Annotated in this window: 10 protein-coding genes and 2 pseudogenes; 6 read left to right on the top strand and 6 right to left on the bottom strand. The window is 64.8% G+C overall.

Annotated features, from left to right (window positions below):
* From KVA01_RS12770 to KVA01_RS13260, 3 genes and pseudogenes are all read left to right on the top strand, one after another.
* The coding region (locus tag KVA01_RS12770) for a hypothetical protein (protein ID WP_218023615.1) at positions 1-605 on the top strand (605 nt) is incomplete at its 5' end.
* A gap of 101 nt (positions 606-706) precedes the next feature.
* Positions 707-1,543 (top strand): annotated as a pseudogene (locus KVA01_RS12325) (IS5 family transposase); the annotation flags it as partial.
* Positions 1,544-1,590: 47 nt separating this feature from the next.
* Positions 1,591-1,932, top strand: coding sequence for an integrase core domain-containing protein (locus KVA01_RS13260; protein WP_371858589.1), 342 nt, complete (start codon positions 1,591-1,593; stop codon positions 1,930-1,932).
* A 50-nt stretch (positions 1,933-1,982) separates the two neighbouring features.
* Here KVA01_RS13260 and KVA01_RS12315 read toward each other — a convergent pair whose 3' ends face one another.
* Positions 1,983-3,074, bottom strand: a complete 1,092-nt coding sequence (locus tag KVA01_RS12315; protein ID WP_141270533.1) for a hypothetical protein — start codon at positions 3,072-3,074, stop codon at positions 1,983-1,985.
* An 818-nt stretch (positions 3,075-3,892) separates the two neighbouring features.
* On the opposite strand from KVA01_RS12315, the gene KVA01_RS12305 reads away from it, so the two are divergent.
* Complete coding sequence (locus tag KVA01_RS12305; protein WP_141270529.1) at positions 3,893-4,363, top strand: YflT domain-containing protein; 471 nt, start codon at positions 3,893-3,895, stop codon at positions 4,361-4,363.
* Here the strand turns inward: KVA01_RS12305 and KVA01_RS13255 are convergent.
* The 4 genes and pseudogenes from KVA01_RS13255 to KVA01_RS12285 all read right to left on the bottom strand — a co-directional run bounded on the left by KVA01_RS13255 (position 4,297) and on the right by KVA01_RS12285 (position 6,926).
* Positions 4,297-4,707, bottom strand: coding sequence for a hypothetical protein (locus KVA01_RS13255; RefSeq protein ID WP_371858588.1), 411 nt, complete (start codon positions 4,705-4,707; stop codon positions 4,297-4,299). The genes KVA01_RS12305 and KVA01_RS13255 overlap by 67 nt on opposite strands.
* Positions 4,708-4,742: 35 nt before the next feature.
* Positions 4,743-5,156: an IS5 family transposase gene (locus KVA01_RS12295; RefSeq protein ID WP_141270527.1), complete on the bottom strand. Its 414-nt coding sequence runs from the start codon at positions 5,154-5,156 to the stop codon at positions 4,743-4,745.
* 80 nt (positions 5,157-5,236) lie between these two features.
* Positions 5,237-6,068: pseudogene (locus KVA01_RS12290) on the bottom strand (IS5 family transposase).
* Between the two features lie 111 nt (positions 6,069-6,179).
* On the bottom strand, positions 6,180-6,926 hold the full coding sequence (locus KVA01_RS12285) for a relaxase/mobilization nuclease domain-containing protein (protein ID WP_141270525.1): 747 nt from the start codon (positions 6,924-6,926) through the stop codon (positions 6,180-6,182).
* A 1,724-nt stretch (positions 6,927-8,650) separates the two neighbouring features.
* Here KVA01_RS12285 and KVA01_RS12275 point away from each other — a divergent pair.
* Entirely contained in the window at positions 8,651-9,688 is a 1,038-nt protein-coding gene (locus tag KVA01_RS12275; RefSeq protein WP_170221170.1) for an RES domain-containing protein, read from the top strand.
* Positions 9,689-9,817: 129 nt separating this feature from the next.
* Here KVA01_RS12275 and KVA01_RS12270 read toward each other — a convergent pair whose 3' ends face one another.
* Positions 9,818-10,411, bottom strand: coding sequence for a recombinase family protein (locus tag KVA01_RS12270; protein ID WP_141270519.1), 594 nt, complete (start codon positions 10,409-10,411; stop codon positions 9,818-9,820).
* On the opposite strand from KVA01_RS12270, the gene KVA01_RS13145 reads away from it, so the two are divergent.
* Positions 10,298-10,762, top strand: coding sequence for an NgoMIV family type II restriction endonuclease (locus tag KVA01_RS13145; RefSeq protein ID WP_218023614.1), 465 nt, complete (start codon positions 10,298-10,300; stop codon positions 10,760-10,762). The two genes, KVA01_RS12270 and KVA01_RS13145, sit on opposite strands and share 114 nt — an antisense overlap.
* The last annotated feature ends 151 nt before the right edge of the window (positions 10,763-10,913 follow it).

Below are 10,913 nucleotides of genomic sequence, written 5' to 3'. Positions count from 1 at the left end.
ATGGTGACACCCCCAACAACAAGGTCCCTAGCCAGGGAGGGGTATCAGGGGGTTCCAGTGCGGTGTTCACCATGAAGGAAGCCGCCGATGTGGCAGGTGTCAGCGTGAGCACCCTCCGCCGACGGCGCGCCGAGCTGGAAGGAGCAGGGGCCACCATCACCTCCGCCGGGTGGCAGGTGCCCATGACCGCACTCATCGCCGTGGGCCTCATCCACGGCGAAGGTTTCCATACCGCCCCCCAGGCCAGACCATCGACGCCGTCTGCCCAGTCCCCGGATGAAGCAAAGAGCACCGGGCGTCTGCTCGAGCGCGTCCGTGAGTTGGAAGCTGAGGTCCAGGAATGGCGACGGCGCGCCGAAGTTGCTGAAGCACGAGCCGAAGAACGCCGCCGAGCTCTCGATGCCCTCCAGATCGCCAACGAAACCGAACGCATAGCGCTGCGGATGCTCACCGGGCAGAGCTCCCACACACCACAGGCTCCTACGGCTCCCGAGCCTGCTCGTGCCAGGCCGGCCGAGGAGCCGGAAGCATCCCCGGGACCCACCACACCCGTGACCTCTCAAGAGCCGCGCCGCGGGTTCTTTTCCCGCATCTTCTCGGCCTAAGAGCTTCCGCCGATAGGTGTGGTGGAGCGGTGGCATGAGACAGGCACGAGACCTGGTAAACACGGATTTGTTGAGAATCAGTGTGTTGACGAGGAGCACTCGTGCCTGCCGTTCCATCGTGCATCATCGAACCCATCTGGGACCAGTTCCAGATGCTGATCCCTGCTGTGGCGGACGAGCATCCATTGGGTTGCCACCGGCCACGGATCCCGGACCGGGTGGTGTTCGACAAGCTGGTCCAGGTCCTCGTCCCCGGGGCCGCCTACGAGAGGATCTCCGACACGACGTGTTCGGCTACCACGATCCGCCGCCGGCGTGATGAGTGGATCGAGGCCGGAGCCTTTAAGGAGCTGGAACAGTTTTGTCTGGAGGGCTACGAGAAGATGGTCGGGCTCCAGCTGGAGAACTTGGCCGTGGACGGGTGCATCACCAAGGCCCCGTGCGGTGGCGAGGCCGCCGGGCGGTCACCGGTGGACCGCGGCAAGCAGGGCACGAAACGGTCGCTGCTGGTCGAGGGCGCCGGGATCCCGCTGGGTACCGTGGTGGCCCCGGCCAACCGCCACGACTCCCCGTTGCTGCGCCCGACGTTGGAGACGCTGTCCAGGTTCGGTTTCGACCGGCCGGAGCGGATCACCGTGCACCTGGACGCCGACTACGACTCGAAGGGCACCCGGGGGTTGCTCGCCGAGCTCGGCTGTGAAGCCAGGATCGCGGTCAAGGGCGTGCCCGCCCCGATCCAGAACACGTCCAGGTGGGTGGTGGAACGGACGAACTCCTGGCACAACCGCGGGTTCCAGAAGCTGGCCGTCTGCACCGAGAAACGTATCCGGGTAATCGAGGCGTTCATCGCCCTGGCCAACGCCATCATCATCACTCGCAGGCTCCTCCGCGAGGCCTGGAACACCCACCGCTGGGCCACCCGCCCGACCCGACGACCATGGCCTAATGGCGGAACCTCTTACTCATCCTCCACGGCCAGGCGCAGGTGGTCATCGCCCTACACGGATACCACAAGGCTTTGCCGCATGTTGGCAATGGCCAGGCGCCGGTAACCAGTCGCGAGAAGATCGTCGCTTCCCACGGCGGACAGCGCACTTTTAGACACCTCCTGCGTTCGTCAAAAGAAGCGGTCCGGGATCATTCCCGGTTTCAGCCCGGACCGCCGCGATCCGTCGACGACGTCGAGTGCTTCACCCTGGCCTGGATCGACAGGTACAACAGCGCCCGCCCGCACACCCGCCTCGGCAACGCCCCACCCGCCGAGTACGAGGCAGCGCACTGCGCTGAGCCCACCAAGTCATCGCGACCGGCAATGACACCTGCATAGACGTGGCATCAACGCGTAGATGTTTCAGTTTCTTCTGTGCTGGGGCTGTGTCAGGTGCTGGACCGGGTGTAGGCAGCGGCGCGCACCACATCTTCGTCCTCCAGTCCAGCTCCTAGTGCTCCGCCCATGGTGGCCAGGCTGGCGGTGAGCCAGCTGATCTTCGCGTAGTCCAAAGCGTTCACTGGGTGACCGGCGACACCGGCCAGTACCTGCTCGTCGATGAGCAGCAGCGCGCCGACCCAGGACAGGATGAATAAGACGAGGTAGAACACCACAACCCCGATGGCCACGGTCGCGGTGGTGGCCAAATTGAACAGGATCACCTGCTCACGTTGGGCTCGCCGCCGTGGGCGCTCCCACAAGTCGGCTCCCAGGATCAGGGTGGCACTCACCGCCCCGATCGCCATCACCGCCAGCAGGACCAGGCGCACCGGCCCGTAGGCCATGGCCAGTACCCATAGGTCCGAGGCCACCAATGTCAGCATGCCGGTGGCCGCTGCCACGACCAGCGCCCGGGAGAGCCGGGCCACGAAGACCCAAGGCTGGTTGGCGCGGATCATGCCCAGCAGCAACCGCACGTTGCCGCTCAGCACTCGGGCCGTGAACTGCACGACATTGTCGTCCGGGCGTTCGTCGAGATCGGTGGCCAGCTGGTGGGCTCTTCGAGCAAGATCCCGCTGGGCGTTGAGGTCTTCGGCGTCGTAGCCCAGGAGCTGCCCGACCACGTGCACGGTGGTCTCTTGCACCTTCTGCCGCACGCGCACGGCTCCCAGGGTTGGGACGGAGACCAGTCCTACCCCGTGCACGGGGCTGAGCTGGGTGAGCACCGGACGTCGGCCGGTCTTCAGGGGGATCTCGGTGAGCACCACGGCCAAATCCCAGTTCTCCTCCAGCACGCGGTTTCGGGCCGCCTCCAGCAGGTCCAAGGTCTCGGTGGGTGGATCGACCAGCCGGTCTTCGGCCATCTTCAGTTGCCAGCGCACTCCCGGATACCGCTGCACCAAAATCTTGCGCACCGAGGTGGTGACCTCGGGGCCGAGCACCGCACTCAGGGATGGTGAGACCACCAGGCCGATGAGCAGCTCGGCATCGGAAAGGGGTTCGGCAGGATCGGCGGTGGATCGGCAACGCTCAGCAGTCACCGCTCCATAGTGAGGCAACCACGGGCCGGATTGCCACTGGCTCGATGGAGCCCCCAAGGTTTCGTGCAGCACCGCGGGCCGGATTCGGTGGTCGCCTCGATCCCGGAAAGAGCGGTGCTGCTCACTGCGAAATCCTCTCCCCGCCGACGCCGCCAGCGCGAAGACATCACAGCCAGCGGGCCCGGGACCTGCCGGTGTCGAGGACGGCTTCTCGATGATGCTGCAGTGACGGATCGGTTGAAGTGCTTCGGCGGTGTGGGAGCAGTGATCAGCGTGGGGCCGGTCGATTCCGTTCGGACAGGTGATGCATCGACTGCCCAGCGGCAGGTGCGGTACTGATGCGGGGGTACCCGGTGCAGGGGTGTCAAGGCCCAGCTCCGAAGACGGCAAGCCGGGCACGTGAAAGGCGAATTATGGCCCGCCGCAACCCGAGCGGGAAGGCATGTGTGGCACGAGGCGCCGAAGACGGGCCGGGCGTTTACTGCAGAGATAAATATGCTTATCCTGGTAAGGTCCGCGACATCTTGTAAGGCCCTGAGAGCGGGCCCGTCGCTGGTCCACCACGGACCGACGGGCTCGGGGACGGGGCTGAGGACCCGGAGAGGAGCCAGTGGCAGAAGTCCACGAAGATCGCAGGCACCGCGGCTGAACGGCCGATACCGAGGGGGAGCAAGGGAGGCCAGGGCTGCTGATGTGCCCGGACTGTTCCGCGATTTCTCTTCCTAACTTTCCGTCCACTCCCGACCCAGGTGCCCGGCAACCCCGGGTGCAGGCCACCGTCCGGGTCGGATCGTCACCACGAACAGGAAACGATAAGCATGTCCCATCCCTCCCCTCTTCCACCCACTGCTTCGACTCATTACCAGGTCCTGCGCACAGTGCCCTCCTATGACCAGGCTCAGCGCCTTGTCGATCGACTCTCCGACGCCGGGTTCCCGGTTGAGCACGTGCGCGTGGTCGGCACCGATCTGCGCCTGGTTGAGCAGGTCACCGGGCGGATGACCTACGGCAAGGCCGCCCTGTACGGAGCCGCCTCCGGGGCCTGGCTGGGATTGCTCATTGGCTTGCTGTTGGGTCTTTTCACGGTCGTGGGGTGGCTGTCGGTAATCCTGTGGGCGGTACTCCTGGGCGCGGTGTGGGGGCTGATCTTCGGGTTGCTGGGCCACGCGGCCACCGGCGGGCGCCGGGACTTCAGTAGCGTCCAGGGCCTGGAGGCGTCCTCCTACGAGATTCTCGTGGAGGCCGAGTACCTCGAGGCGGCCAGGGCCAAGCTCGACGGCCAGCCCTGACAGCACCGGGCACGTGGACGAGAACGCCCCCACCGGCGATACCGGGCCCACTCCATAACCGCACCCCGGCACCGAAGAGCCCGCCATCTTCGACACGCCCCGACGGGGCGGGGGTAGCCCCACCACCTGCCCCCGCCCCGCCCTGGGCTGCTGGTGAATCGGATCCGCCGGGCCCGCATCACCGCCCGGGTCGAAGGGTGCGAGTAGGCCTTGTCGGCCAGCACCGCGTCCGCCGTGACGGGCCGGGCCGGCCCGTCACGGCGGACGCTGATCTGCTCCAGCAGCGGCAGCAACTGTGGGTTGTCCCCGGTCTGTCCCTCGGTCAGGATGATGCTGATCGGCATCCCGGCTCCGTCGACGGCCAGGTGGATCTTGGAGGTCAGTCCTCCGCGGGACCGTCCGAGACATTCTCCGGCCACAGCGATGGCCTCGACCGGATCGGAGCAGCCCCCTTTTTCCGGGCCCCGGCGGCATGCTGGTGGGCCCGGATGGAGGACGAGTCCACGGAGAACACCCATTCGACCTCCCCGGCAGCGTCGTCCTTGACCACCGCCTCATCCAGGATCTTGGCCCCAGTGCCGTCCATGGTCCAGATCCGCAGCCGCTCGTGGCCGGTCTTCCACGGCCCATACCGTTCGGGCACGTCCCGCCAGGGCGCCCCGGTGCGCAGCTTCCACAGGATCCCGTTGACCACCTGCCGGTGATCCCGCCACCGCCGGCCCTTACCGTTGGCCGGCAGCAACGGCGCGATGCGTTCCCAGGCCTTGTCCGTCAGTTCTCCACGCCTCACCATGCCCCAGGATTAACAGGACCTGACGGGGATTAACAACCCCACGCCGCCGTTCCGGGGTACTTAGAGGTTGCGCGGGTAGGTCAGGGTCTTCGGCGGGGGCGTGTGTCCCAGCGGTGAGTGGTCCAGACGGTCCGGATCAGGCGTCGAACGATGATGATGGCGTTGGCCAGCGCGATCCAGGCGCGCTGGATCGCTTCGCTGCGATCGGTGACGATCTGCAGGGCACGAAAGCCGCGGGTGTGCCAGGAGTTCGTGCGTTCGACCTTCCAGCGGTGGGTGTGGTTGACCGGAACGAACTGACCCTTCGGGTTGATCTGCCAGGTGCAGCCGAGCTCATCGAGTAGCTCTCGAGTGACGGCGGAGTCGTAGCCGGAGTCGAGGTGGACCGTGATGGTCTCAGGCAGGTCGAACCCGAACCTGCTCAGCCGCTCCAGGATCGGGCGCAGCAGCGGTGAGTCGTGCCGATTGGCACCGGCAAGCTCGCATCCGATCGGGACGCCGGCGCCCTCGACGAGCAGCGAACGTTTCAGGCCCGACTTCGCCCGGTCGACCGGGGACTTGCCAGTGTTGTCCCCGCTGCACGGGGCCTTGACGATGCAGCCGTCGACGACCAGGTCACTCAGGTCCAGTCCCACGACCGTGTCGTAAGCCTCCAGCGCGGCCTGTTCGAGCCGGTCGAACACCCCCGCGGCGATCCACTCGTCGCGGCGGGCCCGCAGCAGGGTTGTGGCCGAGACCCGGTCGTCGGCGTGCCTGTGGTAAGAGCCGCCCAGCACGAGCCGGGCCACGAGCTTGTCGAACACCACCCGGTCCGGTATCCGCCGCCGGTGACACCCCAACGGATGGGTGTCGACCCGCGCAGGAATCAGGGCCTCGAAACGGCTCGATGAACGATGCTGGCACCGCAGGCACGGGACTCCTCGCGACGACGTAGATCTAGGCAATCCACATCGAAGCGGACATCCCGTGCCTGCGTCACATCCCCGACAAGCCGCGCCCTACCCGCGCGACCTCTAAGCCCAGCTACAGGCCCCGCCCACGATCCCCCCGGCCGGGGCCGGGACGACGAAGGTGCTGCACCTGCTCCACCGAATGAGGTGGGGCTACCCACTGCTGCTGTTGGGGTGCCGGGGACTGTTTCCGGGGTGCCGGGTTGTCCAGCTCCACGAACTTGCGGATCTGCTCCCACTCCGCGCGGCGGGCCGCCACCACCTGAGCCTGCTGCTCCTGCTGCTGACGCACCGCGAGCACTGAACGTTTGCCGCGTCCCGCCTCACGGCGCCGCGGTGCGGTCTGCAAACCGTGCTCCAACTCCAGACGGGTGCACGCGCTTTGGGCGGCGCGGCGGTCGTTGCGACCGTGCCACACCGTCCCCTCGTCACTGACCCGGCACACCACCACATGCACGTGGTCATCGGCGTGGCGGACCATCACCCACGGGTGCTCCGCGAACCCCATCGACTCCGCAAACGTCTGGCCTGCCTGCGCCCACTCCGCATCCGTCAACCGCCGATCCCCAGCCGTGTTGCGCAAAGAGGCCTGCCAGATCGGTTTCGTGATCTCCGGGCGGGTGCGCATCGCCGCGCGCATCTCCTTCACCCACGCCTTCTCATCCGCATCCCCGGTCACGAACACGTTCCCGCCCACGACCACACCACCGGCATACCGGCCCCCGTTGCGTTCGTAGAAGTGCTCATTGGCATGCCCCGGCCCATGCAGATAAGCCCCGATGTTGCCCGGGTTCGCCCCCCGGGTGATCTTCGCGATCACGGCAACTGCCTCCGCACTACTCCCAGCTGACTCGCCAGCGCGTCCACGGCCTCATACAGCTGCGGGGTCGGGACGACCTGCCCCTGGTTCACCGCACGCATCAACTGGTTCAGATTCGACCCCACCCGCGCCAGATCCGCCCGGATCCTCGCCAACTCCTGCACCTCACCCATCCGCGGACTCTCCGCATCAAGCTGTTCCTGGACTCGTTCCCGAGCCCACACCGACAACCGTTGCCCGCCGGCGGCCTCCGCCCACGCCCGGTGCTCAGCCTCGGTCAACGACATCGACACCCGCCGGGTCCGCGGCTCCACCGCCACCGGCCGCCCACCAGCACCCCGCATCCGAGGCGCCGACGCTGTATCGGTTGGTTCCGGGTCCGGTGAGGCGAGGGGCTGCTCGAGGAGCAGCCCCTCCCACCGGTTCCCGGACCCCGACGGGACCGTGCCCGGCGAGGTCGAACGACGTGAGAACAAGCCCAACGGGACCACCCTTTCGAGACCCCGCCAAGGGGTCGAGACCAGCCCTCCGCAGGAGCAAGGGGATTGACCGGAACGGGAACACCTGGCAGCGAGGAACGAGCGGTGCGCCAGGTTTTCCGTTCCGGACAATCATACCTTGCATCCCCGTTTCAGCGCCCCGACGAAGGAGGAGAACAGCGCGCTGGAACAGGGGGCGTGGTGGTGTGCTGGGCCTGACCGACGCAGGAGGACAGAGCCAGGGCCAGGGCACCACCACGCATCGTCTGCAGCGCAGCGGAAGACGATCCCCCACCTACCCAAGGTGGGATGCGTGAACGAGGTTCTTCCTCGGTCACCGACCAGCCCAAAGGGCCTGGTGTTCTAGCTGTGGCGGGGAAAGGAGCTCGCTTCGCTCGCGCTCATTCTTTTCCTGCCCTCCGCTCTTCCCCAGTCCGTTCTGTGGTGCTGTTCAGGAGTGGACCAACCGGCCAGCCTGGGAGGGAGGGAGGGAGCGGAGGGCAGGGGGATGCCTTAAACGTTCCCGGGGCACACCTTCGGTGAAGAAGGGTGGGGTGGGGAACGTCTAAGGCATCTTGGAACACGGTGCGGATCAGCCCGGTCGGTCGATCGGTCGCATCGGTTGACCACCTCATGGGTGGTTGAAGAAGGCTCACGGCATTACTCGTGGGCAGTGGCGGCATGTGCGCACAGCTCCGGTGCTCGCTGCGTGGCAGGGCTGCTGTCCACGAGCGGCACTGTAGGGCTTGGCACTCCTTCGCTATCCAGGTCTTGCGATCCCTGGTGACGGCCCCCGTCTGTGCGCTCGGCAAAAGGAACCGGCTCTGACCCGGGGAGCACCGCGTGTAAGGCGGCTGGTGATGTTGATACGGGGCCGCGTCTCAGGCCCCACCCAGGTCTTCCATCGCTGGGCGCTCCATTGGCACCCGTTGGCGCAGGCGCTAGAATGGACTCACTGTTTCAGTTCAACTTCAGGATAGGGCACCGTTGGCGCGGTGCCCTTCCGCATGTCCAGGGCGTGTCGCCAGACACGCGGTCTGCGGGCCACCCCGTTGTAGGTGGCCCGCAGACCGCTCTAGATACTCTTCCCGTCACTGCGTCGGAGTGGCCGCTAGCCCTTCACTGATCTGGGAGAATTCCTTGCATTCAAGAGGACAGAAGCCAAAACGCGGACAGGGAATAGCACGCTACAGGTGACTCGGATACTGTTCTGCCCCAACTGAGCAATACATTATAATGGTTTTGATGAAAAATTACATTCGCCAAATCCCCGTGGATGGTCGGACGCCGCCGATGAGCGATGAGGAGTTCGCTGCTGTTGTTGCCCAGGCAGGCGATCCCGCCATGTTCGGGGATTGGTACACCAAAAGCGTGAAATCCTCCAATGGTGCAGGAGAAGGTGAGTTTACTGGCCGCATCTCTATTGACTTGTCTGATTATCTGAATGCGTTCTTTCCCGGGGAAATTGAAAAACGCATCAAGGCGGTTCAGGAGCAGCTTCCGCATGTTCCCGATTCCGAAACGGTAAGGAAACTAGTCACAGACGCACTCACCCCGGACGGGTGGTCTTCTTTGGTGCGGCCGTTCTCTATAGCGCGCATCCCTGCCTGGAGCACGTATTTATATCGGGTGCGCCCTGGACTTCACGGCCCTGAAGACATCAAGACTGTCGGGGACATCTGGACACCACCCACTGGCACCTCGCCAGGACGCGTCAACCGTCGAGGTCAACCCATCCTTTACACCTCAGCGCAATACCCCTCCGTCGCTTTCCGCGAATCGAGAGCCAAGGTTGGAGAAGTCGTCGCGCTTAGCTGCTTCGCCATAACTGACGATCTCAACCTGCTCAACCTTGACGATATGAGTCCGCAGGGGAACTTGAACACCAGTCAGCAACGCAAATGGCGGCAGCTTGCAAAATTTTACCGGTGGGCCTTCCGGGATTCAGGGAGCGACTTGAATAGTCCACAACATCTTGTACCCCAAGTATTGACTCTGGACTTAAATATGCTCATCCCGCCCCTCGTCGGTTATGGTTATCAATCCGTCATTGTCAACCACCACGCCGCGATCAACGTGGCCCTAGACGAGCAAAAAGCAATGGATCACCTACGCCTGGTAGGCACGACTGTGTGGCGTATTGGCAAGCCCACAAGCATGCTTCTTGCCTCCATGGTACCGAAACATCCGAGACTTACTAGAGACACGCCGCTGGTCCCAGGTAACTTTGCATGGCCTCCAGATCTTGAAGTCACCCAAAGGTCGTATCAGAGCCGCGCATAGCCAGCGTCTGGCCATCGCACCTCACCCCATATATAAATGGGGAGGCCAGATGTAGTACCGCGGTTCCTGATGGCCCAGCCGTTTTTACCGAGCAACCCGCTCGTCTGATCCTATGAGGCGCCGACGAACTCAGACGGTCGCTGTGGAGGGCAGATTTCGGATCCGCCGGTAGAGAGTTGCCCTAGATATCCCGAGATCTCGAGCTACCTGGGCGACTGGATCCCCGGACTCGATTAATCGGACGGCAGTGCGGATCTGAGAATCAGTGAAAGTTTGGCGACGTCCCCCGAGATCCTTGCCAGCGGCCCTACGTTTCTCCACCGAGTCAGTGATCCGCTCACGCTTAATCTCCAACTCCATCTGTGCCAACGCGGCCATCACGGTGAACACCATCGACCCCATCGGGATCGATGTGTCCACGTCTCCCCCGCCGAGGTTGAGCACCCGCAACCCCACGCCGCGCTGCCGAAGTTCTTGAGCCAGTTCCAGCATGGTCTGAGTGGAGCGCCCCAACCGGTCCAAGGTCGTCACCACCAGGGTGTCGCCCTCGTGGAGAGCTCCTACGGCTTGGTCAAAGCCCGGGCGGGATGCCCGGGCCCCCGAGACCCCGTGATCCACGTAGAGGTCATCCCGACGCACCCCCGCGCCCAGCAGGTCTGTCACCTGCCGGTCCGTGCCCTGGCTCCTCGTAGACACCCGCGCGTACCCAATCAACTTCCCCATGCTCTGTCTCCGCCTCCCGTATGTCTCGCAACCGACCGTCAGCACCCCGATCGGGGCGACCGGTTGAGAGACAACGCTACGAGACAGCCCCCGCCCCGGATCTCCGGCGCCAGTCCAAGACGCCATGAGACGTCTTGCAACCCATTGATTGCGAGACTCATTCCGTCGCGTCTCGCGTCTCTCGCGCTTGGCACAGGGGACTTGGACACCGTGTACCACTTTGCTTTGCCTGAGCTCATCGAGGCGGTCGCGGCGACGGGCAACGATGAGGCGCAGACCATGCTCACCATGCTGCTCAGCGGTAAGCGTCTACGCGACATTAGCGACTTGCCGCTCGACCTGGCGGTCTAGCGGCAAGAATCAGACGCCGCAACACTTCATGGCCTGAGATCGCCGCGGGGGCTGGTGCGCCGATCGCCGACCCCAGGTATCAAAACGCTTGAAGCAGGGGGGTTTCATGCCACCCCCTGCAGGGGTGTCAGAATAGGTGTCATGACCACCT

The organism is Kocuria varians (assembly GCF_006539885.1).
In the GTDB taxonomy this organism is placed as follows: Bacteria; Actinomycetota; Actinomycetes; order Actinomycetales; family Micrococcaceae; genus Kocuria; species Kocuria varians.
This window is presented reverse-complemented; position numbering and strand designations above follow the sequence as displayed.